Below are 16601 nucleotides of genomic sequence, written 5' to 3'. Positions count from 1 at the left end.
TTGCGCGAACCCTCCCTGGGAAATTTCGATCTCTGGCGAAATCGGACTTGCGAGATGTCTAGAGTCACGATACCTGTTTTGCAACCGGTTGCAAAACGAAAATGGACAGAGGGAGGAAAAACGATGGCTGAGATCGGCATCGGCATTCTGGGGGGCGGTTACATGGGCAAGGCGCATGCGGTCGCCATGTCTTCTGTCGGGGCGATTTTCGACACCGCGCTCAAGCCGCGTCTGGAAATGGTCTGCGCCACCACCCCGCAAAGCGCGGAACGTTATCGTGCCGCCTATGGTTTCGCGCGCGGCACCGATGATTGGCGCGTGCTGGTCAATGACCCCGCGGTCGAGGCCGTGGTCATCGCCACCCCGCAGGAAACCCACCGCGAAATTGCCGAAGCGGCGTTCAAGCTGGGCAAGCCGGTGTTCTGCGAAAAGCCGCTGGGTGCCTCGCTCGACGAAAGCGCCGCGATGGTTGCCGCCGCCGAGGCCGCAGGCGTGGTCAACATGGTCGGGTTCAACTACATCCGTACCCCGGCCAGCCAATTCGCGCGGCAATTGATCGCCGACGGTGTGATCGGAGCGATCACCTGGTTTCGCGGGGAACATACCGAGGATTTCTATGCCGATCCCGAGGCCCCGGCCACCTGGCGCACGACCGGCATGGCCAATGGCACGATGGGCGATCTCGCGCCGCATATGATCAATGGCGCGCTGGCGCTGATCGGGCCGATCGCGCGCCTGATCGGCACGCATGAGACGGTCCACCGCGCTCGCCCCGGCGGCGAAGTGACCAACGATGACCATGCCCAGTTGATGTGCCGCTTCGAGAACGGCGCCATGGGGCAGATGTATTTCAGCCGGGTCTCCACCGGCCGCAAGATGGGCTATGCCTACGAGATTTCGGGCACCAAGGGCGCGATCCGCTTTGACCAGGAGGATCAAAACGCGCTCTGGCTCTATCGCATGGAGGGGCCGGAGGCGACGCGAGGGTTCACCAAGATCCTCACCGGCCCGGCGCATCCCGACTACCAGCCGTTCTGCCAGGGCCCCGGCCATGGCACCGGCTACCAGGATCAGATCATCATCGAGGCCAAGGATTTCCTGACCGCGATCCACGCCGGCAAGGCACTCTGGCCGACGTTCCGCGACGGGCATGAGGTCAACCGGGTGATCGCCGCCACGCTGGCCTCGGCCGATGCCGAGGCCTGGACAGACATCAACGATTACTGAGATTCAGAGGTCAGATCACATGACAATCAGAATTGGCAATGCGCCCTGCTCCTGGGGTGTCGAATTCGCCGGCGACCCGCGCAACCCGGCGTGGCGCGAGGTGCTGCGGCAGAACGCCGAGGCCGGCTACACGGGGATCGAGCTGGGGCCGGTGGGCTATATGCCGGAAGACCCGGCAATCCTCGGCGAGGCGCTGGCCGAACACGGGCTGGAGCTGATCGGCGGCGTGGTGTTCCGCCCCTATCACGACCCGTCCGCCTGGGACGACGTGCTCGACGCCACCCACCGCACCGCCCGCGCGCTCCAGGCGCATGGCGCGCGGCATATGGTGCTGATCGATTCGATCTCGCCGCGCCGGGCCCCCACCGCCGGCCGCGCCGGCGAGGCCGAACAGATGGACAAGGCCGAATGGCAGGCCTTTCGTGACCGGATCGCGGAAAGCGCCCGGATCGGCAGCGAGGAATACGGCCTGACGGTGGGCATCCACGCCCACGCCGCCGGCTTCATGGATTTCGAACCCGAGCTGGAGCGCCTGCTGGACGAGGTCGACGACAAGATCCTCAAGATCTGTTTCGACACCGGCCACCATTCCTATGCCGGTTTCGATCCGGTGGCCTTCATGAAGAAACACATCGGTCGCATTTCCTACATGCATTTCAAGGACATCGACCCCGAGGTCAAAGCCCGGGTGATCGAGAACCGCACCGGCTTCTATGAGGCCTGCGGCCAGGGCATCTTCTGCAATCTCGGCGAAGGCGACGTGGATTTTCCGGCGCTGCCGCAGGTGTTGCTTGACGCCGGCTTCGAAGGCTGGTGCACGGTCGAGCAGGATTGCGATCCGACGCTGGATCCCGATCCGCTGGGCGATGCCCGGGCGAACCGGGAATACCTCGAATCCATCGGCTTCAAGTAAAGGGCAAGGGACATGGCAAAACTCAGATGGGGCATGATCGGCGGCGGCGAAGGCAGTCAGATTGGCCCGGCACACCGGTTGGGCGCGCTGGCGGATGGCCGGTTCGAGTTCACCGCAGGGGCGCTGGATCACCGGCCCGAGGCAGGCCGCGCCTACGCGCAGAAACTGGGCCTCGCCGCCGACCGGTCTTATGGCGACTGGCAAGAGATGCTGGCGGGCGAGAAAGACCGCGCCGACCGGATCGATCTGGTCACCGTCGCCACGCCGAACGCCACGCATTTCGAGATCACCAAGGCGTTTCTCGAGGCCGGCTTCAACGTGCTCTGCGAAAAACCGATGACCATGACGGTCGAGGAAGGCGAAGAGATCGTGCGCGTGGCGGAAAAGACCGGCCGTATCTGCGCGGTCAACTACTGCTATTCGGCCTATCCGATGGTGCGCCAGGCCCGCGCCATGGTGCGCGCCGGCGAGATCGGCAAGGTGCGGCTCGTGGTCACCAACTTCAGCCACGGCCACCATGGCGATGCCACCGACGCCGACAATCCGCGCGTGCGCTGGCGCTATGATCCCAAGATGGCCGGTGTCTCCGGGCAATTCGCCGATTGCGGCATTCACGCGCTGCATATGGCGAGCTTTGTCTGCGACGACGAGGTCGAAAGGCTCTCGGCCGATTTCGCCTCGACGATTGCCAGCCGCGAGCTGGAAGACGACGCGATGATCAATTTCCGCCTGTCGGGTGGCACCGTCGGGCGGCTCTGGACCTCTTCCGTGGCGATCGGGCGGCAGCACGGTTTCGACATCCAGATCTTTGGCGAAACCGGCGGGCTGCGCTGGATGTCGGAACAGCCGAACCAGCTGATCTACACGCCGGTCGGCGGCCGCACCCAGATCATCGAAAAGGGCGAAGCCGGGCTGCACGAAGACGCGCAGCGCCTCAGCCGGGTGTCAATTGCCCACCCCGAGGGCTTTCCTTTGGCGGTGGCCAACATCTATTGCGACCTGGCCGATGCGATTGCCGGTGAGGCCCGCGACGGGCTGCCCGGCGCCGAGGCCGGTGTCCGGTCAATGGCAGCGGTGCATCAGGCGGTGGACTCGGCCCGCGACAAAGGCGCCTGGGTCGATGCCCGCCCGCCGATGTTCAGATAGCGATCAGGGGGCGGGGCGCAAGGTGCCCCGCTCGACCACCGAGCAGGAAAAGACCCGCGCTTCCGGCGTCATTTCCCTGTTTTCCAACGTGGCAACCATCAGCTCGATCGACGAGGCGACAATCTCGCCGATCGGCTGGTGCAGCGTCGTCAGGTTGATGTTGTTCCAGCGCGCCATTTCCATGTCGTTCAGCCCGAGAATGCCGATATCGCCGGGACAGCTGTAACCCGAGTCCTGGATCGCCGACAGCGCCCCGATCGACAGCACGTCATCGCCGCAAAAATAGGCCTCGGCCGGGCGGCTCTCGAGCAGCCGGATCATCTCGCTGCGCCCGGCTTCGAAGGAATAGCTCCCGGCAAAGGAATGGCTGACCGTCACCTCGGAATGGCTGGCGAGTTCGGCCATGAAGCCCGTGTAGCGGTCCTGCGTCGTGGTCGCCGTCGTCGGGCCGCCGAGAAAGGCGATGTCGCGGTAGCCGCGAGCCAGCAGCGTTCGCGCCGCGAGCCGGCCGCTGGCCACGTTGTCGATGCCCACTACATGCACCTCTGGCGCGGTCGAAGCGCGGCCGAAAGCGTGTACCACCGGCATGCCGGCATCCTTGAACGCCTTGGAAAAATCCTGTGGCAAAGTGGAAGAGGCGACGACAACCCCGTCAACCGAATACTGCCGCAGCATCCGCACCGAATCCTCGGGCTCCTGTTCGTCGGTGAGGTTGAGCAGCAACGGGCGCAATCCCCGGTCCTGAAGCCCGCGGGTGAAGAGATCGAAGACCTCGAGAAAAATCGGGTTGTGAAAGTTGTTCGACACCATCCCGACCATCTTGGTCCGTCCGGTTGTCAGGCTGGAAGCCAGCGCATTGGGGCTGTACCCCAGTTCGCGCGCCGCCTTCTCGACCTTGGCCCGGGTCTTGGCCGAGACTGAGGCGCCTTCGGTAAAGGTCCGCGACACTGCCGATCGCGACACTCCGGCACGCAGGGCCACCTCTCTCAATGTCACTGCCATGTTGCCGTGTCCATTCTGTGGTCCGGACCATGTCCTTTCCGGTTTCCGCCGCGCCAGAGCCCAATATAAACCGCTTGCAAAAGCGTATACAACACAATCGCGGGGCCCGGGCGGCGCGTGCGCCCCGCGGATCAGAACAATTGGCCGGAGGCCTTGATCACCAGATAGGCCGAGACCACGAACAGCAGCGCCTGGATGACAAACATATAGACCGCTTCGGGCATCCACAGCGCCAGCCGCCGCCCCAGCACCGCCCCGACCGAGGCGACGGCGGCCATCGCCAGCAGCGTCGGCAGATGGATGTTGGCAAACAATCCGACGGCGGAATAGGCCGGCAGCTTGAACAGGTTGATCGCCGCAAACACCAGCGTGTTGGTCCCGGCGTATTGCATCTTGGGCAGCTTCTGCGGCAGCACAAAGGTCTGAAACGGCGGCGCCCCGGTGTGCGAAATGAAGCTGGTGACGCCGGTGAGTGCACCCCAGAACATCCCCTTGGCAGGCCGGAACGGCACCACCTCGGTCCGGCCGCGCAGCTTCTTGCCGACCGCATGGCCGCAATAGAACAGCCCGACCAGTCCGGTCGCCATCTCGGCCACGCTGCGTGAAATGTACGGCGCCAGAAAGGTCGCGAGGATCACCCCGACCAACCCTGCGGGGATCAGCAGCGCCACGTTTCTGGCCGAGAACTCGCGGCGATAGAGCCAGACCCCCACCACATCGCTGACCAGAAAGATCGGCAACAGCACGCCGGCGGCCATCAGCGGATCCATCCAGAGCGACAGGATCGGCACCGCCAGCGCCGCCGCCGAGGCCAGCCCGCCTTTCGATGCGCCGACGATCAGCGCGGCGAGCAGGAACAATCCAAGCGTTTCCATGGTAGGGCGGTCCTTCGGCGCCGCAGGCGCAGACAAATGGGAGACGGAGTTTCTGAAAGGTCAGTCCGGCGGCGGCTCGGCGATCGAGGCCCGCTCGACCGCAGTACAGGCAAGCTGCCGGGTTTCCCAGCCCTCGGACCAGGTGTTGATACGGTGGCTGAGGATATCGACCGTCTCCTGCACCATGGCCTCGAGCGGCTGACGGATGGTGGTCAGACGATAGGAGGCGGCGGCGGCCAGATCGACATCGTCGAACCCCATGACCGAGAGATCGCGCGGCAGGGTCAGGCCGAATTCGTCACGCGCCACATCCATCAGCGCCATCGCCAGCAGGTCGTTGGCACAGAACACCGCGTCGGGGCGCTCGGCCCGGCTCAGAAGCTTGCGGGCGCTCTCGACCCCGGCGGTATAGGTGTATTCGCGGGCATGGGTCGTCGCGATCACCCCCTGCCCCGCCTCTTCGATCGCGGCGCGAAACCCCTTGCCCCGTTCGATCGTGGTCGAGGCCGTCGAAGGTCCGGCCATGAACCCGAACCGCCGACGCCCCGATTGCAGCAGCCGCGCCCCGGCGACCCGGCCGCCGGCGGCATTGTCGGCGCAGACCACATGAAGATTGGCGCGGCGCGGACGCCGGGCAAAGGCCACCAGCGGAATGCGGCGCTTGTGACATTGCTCGGTGATATGTGGCGAGATCGACCCCGCCGAGACCACCAGCCCGTCAACGCTGTATTGCAGCACCAGTCGCGCCATCTCTTCGAGATCCTGGCCGTCGGAGACGTTGAGCAGCAAGACCCGCAAGCCACGGGCCTGAAGTGCCCGGGTGAAATGATCGAGCACCGTAAGGTAGATCGGGTTCTTGAAGTTGGCGAGGATCACACCGACGAGGTTTGTCCGCTGGGTCATCAGGCTGCGGGCGAGCACATTGGGCTGATAGCCGAGCTTGTCGGCCGCTTCCATCACCCTGACCCGCATCTTGGCCGAAACGCTGGCGCCCGGGGTGAAGACGCGCGAGACCGCCGACAGCGAAACGCCGGCCTCGCGCGCGACATCCATCGCGGTGATGCGGCTGGCATTCCGCTCAGAGGGAGTTTCGGTGCTTTCCTTCATGATCCGCGACAATATGATGTATTTTCCAAGCGGCGCAAACGGTTCCTCGGGTCAGTAAAGCCCGCGCACCGCATCCCAGAGCCCCGGCGTCGAAGCCAGCACCGGCCGTTTCGTTTCAGAGGCAAGCGACGGGGCGAAATCATTGGTGCGCCCCCCGGCCTCGCGCACCAGCAGCATGCCAGCCAGGTCGTCCCAGGGCGAAACCTTGGGCTCATAAGCCGCCAGCAGCCGCCCCGAGGCGACATAAGACAGAGCCAGGGCGCAGGCACCGACGCGAATGTACATGCCGCCGTCGGCCACCAGATTGCCGATGAAGGTCGCCGATTTGTGCGGCGCGCCATGTTCGTTCGCCCCGACCGCGATCAGCCCGGCGCCGATGCCCTTGGCATCGGCCACCCGGATCGGCGCGCCGTTGAGAAAGGCGCCGCCGCCGGCGGTGGCATGGAACAGCTCGTCGGTGACCGGCGCGTAGATCGCCGAGACCACTGGCCGGGCGTCGATGGTATAGGTCAGCACCACGCACCATTGCGGCACGCCCAACATGAAACATGTGGTGCCATCTATCGGATCGATCACCCAGGCGGTATTGCCGCTTGCCGGGTCATGGGCGGTTTCCTCGCCGACAATCGCATCCCCGGGGAAAAGCCGGCCCAGCCGGTCGCGGATCAGCGCCTCGACCTCGAGATCGACATTGGTCACCCAGTCCTGCCTGCCCTTGGTCTGCACCGACAGGCTGCCCCGGTCGCAAAACGCCGCCAGCGCCACCGCGCCGGCCTCGCGCACGATCTCGCCGGCGGCGCGGGAGCGCGCTTCATAGCTCTGTGTCATGGTTGTCGCGGTCATGCGCTGCCCTGCCTTTCGCCCATGGCGCCGGCCCGCACCAGCACCGTGCGAAGATTGCCGCGCAGGGTGTCGAGATCGCCGGTGTTCTCGATCCGCACGTCGGCGGCGGTGATCAGTTCGGCATTGTTCTGAAAGACGCCATCGCCGCCATTGGCGCGCGCATCGTCCTTGCGAAACCGCTCGAGCTCGGCCGGATCGCCGGCCCGGGCCCGGCCCTGCACCCGCTGAAAGCGGCTTTCGGTGTCCAGCACCAGCGCCAGCAGAACCAGCCGCAGCCCCTTGTCCCTCGCGACCCTGCGCAGGTGGTCCAGCTCGTCGAGGTTGCGCAACCCGTCGATCACCGCGCGGCGCTGCGCCATCAGATCGGTCTTCGCGATCAGCACCTCGGCATAATAGTGATTGCCGTGGCGCTCCTGCTGATTCTTGCCGTGGCTTTGCACCTGTTCGCGGGTGGGGGTGTCGATTGCCGCCTCGGCCTCTTGCCGCAAAAAGGCCGACAGCGAATAAGGCGCGAACCCCTCGTCGCGCAGCAGCCCGGTCGTGGTCGATTTCCCGGCCCCCGAATCGCCGCAAACCGCAATTATCAATCCGTCGCTCATTCACGCTCATCCTTGCATGGGCTTTCAATTTTGGCGCAGGCCGCCCGTAAAAGAAAGCTATTTACTTGATGGGTTGAACCATATCGGATGAATTTCTTTTTGCAAGCCCTTGCAAAAATTCTGGACCAACCGTAACCTCGGATCACTTCAAGCCGGCACAGGCCGGGAACCTCGGGAGGAGAGACACATGCGACACAACTTGTCGGTATTGGCCTTGGTCGCGGCACAGGCCGCAGGGATTGCGGGCCCGGCGCTTGCAGCGCCCGCGGGCGAATTCGTGGTGGCCGTGCACCAGGAGCCGCAGGACCTCGCGGCCCAGGGCGCATACAAGGAAATCAATGCCCCGGGCCTGCGCAATGTGCTCGAAACCCTGATCGCCACCGATCCGGTGAGCGGCGAATACGTCCCGATCCTGGCCACCGCATGGGAGCGTGTGGACGAGAAAACCGTCCGCCTGACCCTGCGCGAGGGCGTGCAATTCCACGATGGCACCGAGATGACCGCCGAAGCGGCCGCCAGGGCCATCAGCTTCATCTGGAGCCCCGACAGCGCCTTCACCATTCAGGAGTACGCCGGCCCCGGCGTCATGAGCGCCAAGGCCATCGGCCCGCTCGAGATCGAGGTCACCTCGACCGAGCCCGATCCGATGCTGGAATTCCGCCTGACCCTGACCGGCATCTCTTCGGCCAAGCAGATCGAGGAAAGCCCGGCGTCGCACTTCAGCCATCCGATCGGCACCGGGCCCTATGTCTTTGACGAATGGGTGCGCGGCCAATACTGGACCGCCAGCGCCAACCCCGATTGGTGGGGCCTGAGCGCCGAAGACGCCTATGGCGAGACAACCCGGCAATTCGAGACCCTGCGCTTTGTCTTCCGGCCCGAGGGATCGGCCCGCAACGCCATGGTCCGCACCGGAGAGGCGCATCTGGCCACCAACCCCTCGCCCGAAGATTGCGACGCGGCCGAAGGCAATGACGGCTATTCCTGCGTCACCGGCCCCTCGGACGCCTATCTTTATGGCCGGCTCGACCAGTCGCTGCACGCCCATCCCGCGCTCGAGGACATGCGGGTGCGCAAGGCGATCTTTCACGCCCTCGATTACGAAGGCATCGCCGATCTGATCGGCCTCGCGTCGGTGCCACAGGGCCAGCTCGGCACGCCCGACATGCTCGGCTTCGACGAGGATCTGTCGCAATACGACTACGACCCCGCGCTTTCCCGCCAGCTTCTGGAGGAAGCCCGCGCCGATGGCGTGGATGTCGACGGGCTGGTCGTCGAAGTGGTCGGCCGCAACACCACGCCGCGGGTCGGATCCGTGACCGAGGTGATCGGCTTCTTCCTCGAGCAGGTCGGCATCAACACCGAGATCAACGTGCAACTGCCCGATGTCTTCAACCCGCGGGTCCGCATCAAGGGCTATGCCGAAGAGGCGCCGCGCGCGATGATGCAGGTGCATGTGAAACAGAACGCCTCTGGCGAATTCGGCACCAACCTGCTGGGCAACTACGCCTGCCCCGACATCGACGATCCCTCGGGCGCCTCGCGGTCCTCGGTGCATTGCAACCCCGAATTCGATGCCAAGCTGGCCAAGGCGCTGACCCTTGCCGGCGACGACCGCGACGCGGCGCTGAAGGAGCTGGTGGGCTTTCTGCACGGGCAATACCCGATCATCCCGCTGGCCCTGCTCGACAAGGGCTATCTGATCCGGGACACATTCGACTATACCTTCGGGGTCGATCACCGGTTCCTGGCGGTGAACGTGACACCGGCGGAAGACTCCTGAACCGAGCTGCGCGGAGCGTTCCGGCGCTCCGCGTCCCCCTGACTTCAGCCGAGGTATAGCCTGATGCCCTACCTGCTCAGACGTTTCATGCAGTCGCTGCTGCTGCTGTTCGTCCTGATCTCCTTTGTCTTTGTCGTCGGCCGGATCATCGGTGATCCGGCGCTGATCATGTTGGGAACCAGCGCCTCCGAGACCGCGCTCGACCAACTGCGCGAGAACCTCGGTCTGAACCAGCCGATCTGGCAGCAATACCTGGTCTTCCTCGGAGATCTGGTGCAGGGCGATTTCGGCGTCAGCTTCCGCTACGGTTTTTCGATGATGCCGTCGGATGCGCTGCGCGCCGAGGGCACGCCGGTGCTGCCGATCGTGCTGAGCCGTCTGCCGGCCACGTTCCTGCTGGCCGGCACCGCGCTGGTGCTGGCGTTTTCGCTGGCGGTGGTGCTGGGCTGTCTCGCGGCGATGTATCCGCGCTCCTGGATCGACAATCTGGTCAATGTGATCTCGCTGGCCTCGGTCTCGGTGGTGCAGTTCTGGCTCGGGCTGATCCTGATCATCGTGTTCAGCGTGCAGCTCGGCCTGTTGCCCACCGGCGGCTACGGCTCCTGGCAACATCTGATCCTGCCGGCGCTGACCCTGGCGGCGCGGCCGCTGGGGCGGATTTCCCAGGTGGTGCGCAGCGCCATGCTCGACGAGCTGTCGAAACCCTATATCGCCGCCGCCCGCGCCAAGGGCGTGCCGGAATGGCGCGTGGTCTTCGTGCATGCGCTCAAGAACGCCTCGATCCCGATCGTCACCATCACCGGTGACGAGCTGTCGCAACTCCTGACCGGGGCGATGCTGGTCGAGACGGTCTTTGCCTGGCCGGGCATCGGCCTTTTGCTGATCGACTCGCTCGGGCGGCGGGATCTGCCGATGGTGCAGGCCGGCATCTGCGTGGTCGCCGCCCTGGTGATCCTCGTGAACCTGGCGGTCGACTTCGCCTATACGGTGTTGAACCCGCGTATCGAAATGGACAACCGGGGAGGCCGGGCATGACCGCCGTCGACGCACAGACCCTGCCGCAAGACGAGGCGCATGACCGCGCGGCGGCAATCACCAGCCGGGCCTATTTCGGCGCCTTGATGCGCGACCGGGTGGCCTTTGTCTCGGCGATCTTTCTCGGGCTGTTGCTGATCGCCGCCCTCGGCGCCGATCTGCTGGCGCCCTACGAGCCGAACCAGGCCAACCTGCGGGCGCGTTTCGTGCCGCCCCTGGGCACCGCGCGCGACGGCGGCTTTCACCTGCTGGGCACCGACGAGCTGGGCCGCGACCTGTTCTCGCGGCTGATGCATGGCGCGCGGGTGTCGATGTCGATCGGCCTTCTGGGCGCGCTCTGTTCCGGCATTGTCGGCATCACGCTTGGGGTGCTGGCCGGTTTTTACCGCGGCCTGCTGGAAGACGTGCTGATGCGCGCGGTAGACGGCATGATGGCCCTGCCCTCGCTGCTGATCGCGCTGTTCATCCTGTTCGTGATCGGGCCGGGCTTTGGCAATCTGATCCTGATCTTTACCCTGCTGCACTGGATGGTCTTTGCCCGGATGGCGCGCTCGCTGACGCTCAACCACCAGCAGCACACCTATATCACCGCCGCCCGCGCCATCGGCGGCAGCGACCGGCGGATCATCCTGACGCATCTCCTGCCCAACATGATCTCACCGCTGATCGTGCTCTTCACCCTGGAAATCGCGGTGCTGATCCTGTCGGAGGCCTCGCTGTCCTTCCTCGGCTTCGGGGTGCAGGCGCCGCAATCCTCCTGGGGGCTGATGATCGCCCGCGGGCGGGAATACATCAGCTCGGCCTGGTGGCTGGTGGTGATGCCCGGCGCGGCGATCTTTCTCACCGCGCTGGCGCTGAACCTCGTTGCCGCCTGGGCGCGGGCGATCACCGACCCGGTGCAGCGCTGGCGCTGGCTGACGCCGCCGCGCCGCAATAGCCAGCCGATCGACGATGAAGACTGAGCCGGAGACCAAGATGCGAGCCATGCAACCCTATGAAACCCTGGATGCCGTCCCGGCCCCCCTGCTCGACATCCGCGACCTGCGGGTGAGCTTCGACACGCCGCACGGGCTGGTCAAGGCGGTCGGCGGCGTCAGCTGGTCGCTCTCTCCCGGCGAGACGCTGGGCATTATCGGCGAAAGCGGCTCGGGCAAGAGCGTCGGGCTCGAGGCGATCATGGGGCTGATCAAATCACCCCCCGGTCATGTTTCGGGGCAGGTGCTGTTTGACGGCCGCGACGTGCTGACCATGGCGGAGCGCGACCGCCGGCAGCTCCGGGGCGAGAAGATCGCAATGATCTTTCAGGATGCGATGAGCGCGCTGAACCCCAGCCTGACCGTCGGCACCCAGATTGCCGAGGTCTACCGCCTGCGCCGCAAATGCAGCCAAGCCGAGGCCGAACGCAAGGCCATCGAGCTGATGGACCGGGTCAAGATCCCCTCGGCCAAGACGCGGGTCGGCTGTTATCCGCACGAGTTTTCCGGCGGCATGTGCCAGCGGGTGATGATCGCCACCGCGCTGGCGCTGAACCCGCAGATCCTGATCGCGGACGAGCCGACGACGGCGCTCGACGTCACCGTGCAGCGCCAGATCATGACCCTGCTGGCCGAGTTGCAGCGCGAAGACGGCATGGCGCTGGTGCTGATCACCCATGATCTCGGGCTGGTGGCGGAAACCGTCGACCGGGCGATGGTGATGTATGCCGGGCGGATCGTCGAAAGCGGCCCGGTCGACGCGCTCTTCGAAACCCCGACCCATCCCTACACGCGCGGGCTGATCCGCTCGATGCCGCGCCTCGACGGGGCATCGGGCGCGCTGCACGCCATCGGCGGCACGCCGCCTGCCGCCGGGCGCATGCCCAGGGGCTGCGCCTTTCACCCCCGCTGCGAGCAGCGGGTCGACCGCTGCCTGACCGAGCGGCCGAACCTGCGGATGGTGGCCAAGGGCCAGGCCGCCGCCTGCCATCTGGCCGAGGAGACGCGCCATGACTGACACCCCCGTTTTCGAAGTCCGTGACATCCGCAAGGACTACGTTCTGGGCAAGCCGGGCCTCTTCGGCGGCAAGCTGCGGTCGCTGGCCGCGGTGCGCGACGTCAGCTTTACCCTGCGCCACGGCGAAACGGTCGGGCTGGTCGGGGAATCCGGCTGCGGCAAGTCGAGCCTCGCCCGCACCGTGCTCCGTCTCAACGAGCCGACCGGCGGCGAGGTGCGTTATCACGGGCGCAACATTCTCGATCTGCCCAAGGCCGAGATGCAGAAGCTGCGCCGCCATATCCAGGTGGTGTTCCAGGATCCCTACAGCTCGCTCGATCCCCGGTTTACCGTGCGCCGCATCCTATCGGAACCCTGGCAGGTCTTTCCCGACATCGTGCCGCCCGCCCGGCGCGAGGCACGGGTGGCCGAGCTGCTGACGCTGGTCGGGCTGAACCCCTCCGACGCCGACCGCTATCCGCACCAGTTCTCCGGCGGTCAGCGCCAGAGGATCGGTATCGCCCGCGCGCTGGCGCTGGAGCCCGAGGTGATCGTCTGTGACGAGGCGGTCTCGGCGCTCGATGTCTCGGTACAGGCACAGGTGGTGAACCTGTTGAAGGATCTGCAAGACAAGCTTGGGCTGGCTTACCTCTTCATTGCGCATGACCTGTCGGTGGTGCGCCACATCTCGGACCGGGTGATCGTGATGTATCTGGGGCAGGTGGTCGAGGAAGGCCCGACCGACGCGGTGTTCCGCACACCCCGGCACCCCTATACCGTGGCCCTGCTATCGGCGGTGCCGGTGCCCGATCCGAAACAGAAAGACCGCGATGTCATCGTGCTCGAAGGCGAGGTGCCCAATCCGATCATGCCGCCCTCGGGCTGCCCGTTTCATCCGCGCTGCGCCCATGCGCGCGATCTCTGCCGGCAGACGCCGCCGCCGGTGCGCGAGGTGGGCGACGCCAAGGTCCGCTGTCACTTTGCCGGCGAGCTCGAGCCCGCCGCCGATCTGCGGCATCTGGCCGGCCCGTCCGAGCCCGGCGACCGGGCCTGAGCCGGTCAGGCCACAAATAGCTCGGGGGCGCGAAACACGCGCCCCCTTTGACTTTCAGGAGAGACCGCCGGTCAGGAAGGCGCGCGCGCCAAGGCCCGGTACATGTCTTCGAAAATCGCATCGCGGTTGAGATCATAGGCCTCGAGCATCAGGTGCCGCCCCTCGGGATGTTGCCAGTAAAGCCCGTCATCGAGCAGCGGCGACCGGGTCATATGGGTCGACACATAGCTTTCGTCGAACAGCCAGGCGACGTTGATCACGTCCCAGATCACCCAGGTCTTGGTTTCCCGCTCGGTGATAGCGAACATCTCGTGCAGCGGGTTGTGGGTATAGAGATGGTGCAGATAGGCGCCGATCGCCCCCTTGTCCTTCACGAAGCTTTCCATTTCCGGCAGCGACAGCTTGAGCTGCGCGCCGACGTGATAGCCCGGAAGATAGACATGCGGCACACCGCAATCGAACAGCAGTTGCGAAGCCAGCGGGTCCTGCACCAGATTCAGCGACGGCACGTTGCAGAATGGCGCGTAAGACGGAAAGCCCGAGGTCCAGACCACGACGATCCTTTCGATGATGTCGGGCGCCATCAGCAGGGCCGAGGCGATATTGGTCAGCGCCCCCATGGCCAGGATGTACAGCGGCCGCTCGTCCTCGGCCCTTGCGCGTTCGATGATGAAGCGCGCCGCCGGGGTGTCGACCGGCTGTTCCAGGGTTTCGAGGTAACCCGGCGTGCCGCGAAACACCTTGCCCTCCGCGGGCACGCCGCATTTGTCGAACACCCGCAGGATCTCTTCATAGGACAGTTCCGCGCCCTCGTCGGGCCCAACGAATTTGACATCTTCGGCCCGCTTGCCCTGATCCACCAGCCGCTGCGCCCAGCCGCCAAGACCGCCCATGAAGCGCCCCTTTTCGCCGGAGTCCCGCGCCGCTTCGAGCGCCTCGACCGAGGCGATCAGCTCGTCGCGGTGATGGGCAAAGCTGAAGGGCACCGCGGTGACGCCTTCGAGCTCGAGCCGCTCGGGCGAGAGCAGTGCCCAGGCGACGGCATATTGATCGTCGATCTCGTTGGCGGTGTCGGTGTCGATGATGACACGCGGTTTCGCGCCCGGGCGGCCGAGCCGCGCCTCGACGAAGGCATCGTCGAGCTTCGGAAACCGGTTGAGGATGGATTGCGGGGTGGTCATGGAATGGTCTCCTTAGTTTCCAAAGCCCTTGCCGAAGGCCTCTTCCTTGATGAAGCGCTCGGAAATGATCAGCAGGATGATGCCCGGCAGGGTGACAATCAGGGTGATCCCCGCCGCCGAGGCGTCGAGCGTGCCGCCGGCGATCTTGGAGAACAGCAGCGTCGGCAGCGTCACGATCTGGCCCTGACCGAGAAAGAAGGTCAGCAGAAAGATGTTGGTCGAGACGAGGAAGGTGAAGAGCGCGCCTGCCACCACGCCGGGCAGCAGCATCGGCAGGGTCACCAGCCGCAGCACCTGCCAGCGGCTTGCCCCGAGGATCATCGCCTGTTCCTCGAAATCGCGGCCCAGCCCCTGATAGACTGCGGTCAGCATCCGCACCATGTAGGGAATGGTCGGAATGAGATGGGCGATGATGATGCCCACGTAACTCCCCGCCAGCCCGAGCCGTATGAACATCATCAGAAGCGCGATGCCGATGGCGGCTTCGGGCACGATCAGCGGCAGCGACAGAAAGAATTCGAAGGCGCTCTTGCCGCGGAACTTCTCGCGCGCCAGCACCCGCGCCGCCGGCAGGCAGATCGCCAGGCAGATCACGGTGACGATCGAGCCGATCAGCACGGTGTTGACCGTCGCCTCCCAGACCCGGCTGTAGGGCGAGAGCACGTAATCCCAGGCCAGCGGCACCATCGCCCGGTCGCGCTGTTCCAGCCACCAGGTGCCGGGCAACAGGTCGGGCCAGGCCCAGCGGAAGGCAAAGCTCTGGATGATGAGCGGAATGAACGGCCCGAGGATGAACCCCGCGATGATCAGAAGGTAGAACTTCTGGAACGGCGACAGCCGGCTCGACAATGCGATGTTGAATTTCCTGGCCATGTCAGTTGCGTCCCATGCGGCGTTCGTAGCGGCGGTAGGCGGCGAGATAGCCAAACAGGATCACCCCGGCGACCAGCCCGATCGACACCACCGTCGCCATGCCCTGAAGTTGCAGCGTGTAGTCCGCGTCGTTGAAATAGCGCCAGGCCACCACCGGCAGCGTATCGGGAAAGCCGCCACCGAGGATGAAGGGCGCCTCGAAGGCCCCGACGTTGAAGGCAAAGCAGATCAGCGTCGACGACACCACGCCCGGCAGAATCTGCGGCAGGGTCACCCGAAAGAAGATCGTGCGGCGGTTGGCCCCGAGGATCGCCGCCGCCTCTTCGGTCTCGCGGCCGATGCCGAGCAGCACGGCATAGACCGCCAGGGTGATGAAAGGCGTCTGCTTCCAGACATAGACCGCGATGATGCCCCAGCCGTAATGGGTCTTGAGGATTTGCGGGAACTGCGCCGGGTCGTCGATCAGGCCGAAAAACGCCGCCAGTCGCGACAGCATCCCGCCGTTCGACAGCATCAGCACGGCCAGCGCGATGCCCACCGTGTAGGGGATCATCAGCGGCAGCTTGTAGAGATACTTGTAGAAGGTCTTGCTGGGAAAGGTCTTGACCAGCGCCAGCGCCAAAAGGATGCCGAGGATCAGCGCGATCACGGTGGAGACGGTGGCATAATAAAGCGTCAGCCCGAGCGAGACCCAGAAGGTGGACGAGCCCCAGAGCGCACCGAAATAGCTGAAATCCGGGAAGGTGTTGACCCCGAACCAGGGCGCGAAACCCAGCGATTGCAGGATCGCCAGAACCAGCGCGCCGCCGAACAGCAGCACCAGGATGGCCATGATCGGCACGAGTTGGACCATCTGCCAGAACCGGGTGCGGCGTTCGCGCGCCGTCATCCGTTCTTGGGCGCCGGATCTGGACGCAATCGACGATGATACGGACATCCGTGCCTCCGATTGGGATAGGAAAAAGGTGCGGCCACCCTGGGGAGCGGTGGGC

At 65.2% G+C, this 16601-nt stretch carries 16 protein-coding genes; 8 read left to right on the top strand and 8 right to left on the bottom strand.

Annotated elements, in window-relative coordinates; translation table 11 throughout:
- The first annotated feature begins 123 nt into the window (after window positions 1-123).
- From AC0J5K_RS22505 to AC0J5K_RS22495, 3 genes are read left to right on the top strand one after another with little or no spacing between them, the layout of a single operon-like run.
- On the top strand, window positions 124-1227 hold the full coding sequence (locus AC0J5K_RS22505) for a Gfo/Idh/MocA family protein (RefSeq protein ID WP_283638753.1): 1104 nt from the start codon (window positions 124-126) through the stop codon (window positions 1225-1227).
- A 19-nt stretch (window positions 1228-1246) separates the two neighbouring features.
- Window positions 1247-2140 carry a TIM barrel protein gene (locus tag AC0J5K_RS22500; RefSeq protein ID WP_420398443.1) on the top strand — a complete coding sequence of 298 codons (894 nt, stop codon included), beginning with the start codon at window positions 1247-1249 and terminating at the stop codon, window positions 2138-2140.
- 12 nt (window positions 2141-2152) lie between these two features.
- On the top strand, window positions 2153-3286 hold the full coding sequence (locus AC0J5K_RS22495; protein WP_420398442.1) for a Gfo/Idh/MocA family protein: 1134 nt from the start codon (window positions 2153-2155) through the stop codon (window positions 3284-3286).
- Window positions 3287-3289: 3 nt separating this feature from the next.
- On the opposite strand, the gene AC0J5K_RS22490 is transcribed toward AC0J5K_RS22495, so the two are convergent.
- From AC0J5K_RS22490 to AC0J5K_RS22470, 5 genes are all read right to left on the bottom strand, one after another.
- The gene (locus AC0J5K_RS22490) at window positions 3290-4288 is read right to left on the bottom strand and encodes a LacI family DNA-binding transcriptional regulator (protein ID WP_274590842.1); all 999 of its coding nucleotides are present in this window, start codon (window positions 4286-4288) and stop codon (window positions 3290-3292) included.
- 131 nt (window positions 4289-4419) lie between these two features.
- A complete protein-coding gene (locus tag AC0J5K_RS22485) occupies window positions 4420-5163 on the bottom strand; it encodes a sulfite exporter TauE/SafE family protein (RefSeq protein ID WP_048535804.1) in 744 nt (247 codons plus the stop codon).
- Window positions 5164-5223: 60 nt separating this feature from the next.
- Window positions 5224-6282, bottom strand: a complete 1059-nt coding sequence (locus AC0J5K_RS22480) for a LacI family DNA-binding transcriptional regulator (protein ID WP_420398441.1) — start codon at window positions 6280-6282, stop codon at window positions 5224-5226.
- A 39-nt stretch (window positions 6283-6321) separates the two neighbouring features.
- The gene (locus AC0J5K_RS22475) at window positions 6322-7113 is read right to left on the bottom strand and encodes an inositol monophosphatase family protein (protein WP_420398440.1); all 792 of its coding nucleotides are present in this window, start codon (window positions 7111-7113) and stop codon (window positions 6322-6324) included.
- Window positions 7110-7712, bottom strand: a complete 603-nt coding sequence (locus AC0J5K_RS22470; protein ID WP_420398439.1) for an AAA family ATPase — start codon at window positions 7710-7712, stop codon at window positions 7110-7112. The genes AC0J5K_RS22475 and AC0J5K_RS22470 overlap by 4 nt, the downstream gene beginning before the upstream one ends.
- Window positions 7713-7899: 187 nt before the next feature.
- Here AC0J5K_RS22470 and AC0J5K_RS22465 point away from each other — a divergent pair, with 187 nt between their 5' ends.
- The 5 genes from AC0J5K_RS22465 to AC0J5K_RS22445 all read left to right on the top strand — a co-directional run bounded on the left by AC0J5K_RS22465 (window position 7900) and on the right by AC0J5K_RS22445 (window position 13555).
- The gene (locus tag AC0J5K_RS22465) at window positions 7900-9495 is read left to right on the top strand and encodes an ABC transporter substrate-binding protein (RefSeq protein WP_074837790.1); all 1596 of its coding nucleotides are present in this window, start codon (window positions 7900-7902) and stop codon (window positions 9493-9495) included.
- Between the two features lie 63 nt (window positions 9496-9558).
- Window positions 9559-10530 (top strand): ABC transporter permease, encoded by a 972-nt coding sequence (locus tag AC0J5K_RS22460; RefSeq protein ID WP_082154709.1) that lies wholly within the window; start codon window positions 9559-9561, stop codon window positions 10528-10530.
- Entirely contained in the window at window positions 10527-11492 is a 966-nt protein-coding gene (locus AC0J5K_RS22455) for an ABC transporter permease (protein ID WP_274590837.1), read from the top strand. Before AC0J5K_RS22460 ends, AC0J5K_RS22455 begins: the two co-directional genes overlap by 4 nt.
- 13 nt (window positions 11493-11505) lie before the next feature.
- Complete coding sequence (locus AC0J5K_RS22450; protein WP_048535793.1) at window positions 11506-12522, top strand: ABC transporter ATP-binding protein; 1017 nt, start codon at window positions 11506-11508, stop codon at window positions 12520-12522.
- A complete protein-coding gene (locus tag AC0J5K_RS22445; protein ID WP_420398438.1) occupies window positions 12515-13555 on the top strand; it encodes an ABC transporter ATP-binding protein in 1041 nt (346 codons plus the stop codon). Before AC0J5K_RS22450 ends, AC0J5K_RS22445 begins: the two co-directional genes overlap by 8 nt.
- Window positions 13556-13626: 71 nt before the next feature.
- Here the strand turns inward: AC0J5K_RS22445 and AC0J5K_RS22440 are convergent, their stop codons facing one another.
- From AC0J5K_RS22440 to AC0J5K_RS22430, 3 genes are read right to left on the bottom strand one after another with little or no spacing between them, the layout of a single operon-like run.
- A complete protein-coding gene (locus tag AC0J5K_RS22440) occupies window positions 13627-14736 on the bottom strand; it encodes a nucleoside hydrolase (protein ID WP_420398437.1) in 1110 nt (369 codons plus the stop codon).
- Window positions 14737-14748: 12 nt separating this feature from the next.
- A complete protein-coding gene (locus AC0J5K_RS22435; RefSeq protein WP_048535788.1) occupies window positions 14749-15609 on the bottom strand; it encodes an ABC transporter permease in 861 nt (286 codons plus the stop codon).
- Between the two features lies 1 nt (window position 15610).
- The gene (locus AC0J5K_RS22430; protein WP_211568937.1) at window positions 15611-16546 is read right to left on the bottom strand and encodes an ABC transporter permease; all 936 of its coding nucleotides are present in this window, start codon (window positions 16544-16546) and stop codon (window positions 15611-15613) included.
- Between the last annotated feature and the right edge of the window lie 55 nt (window positions 16547-16601).

It is taken from the genome of Marinovum sp. E3 (genome assembly GCF_055755275.1).
This window is presented reverse-complemented; position numbering and strand designations above follow the sequence as displayed.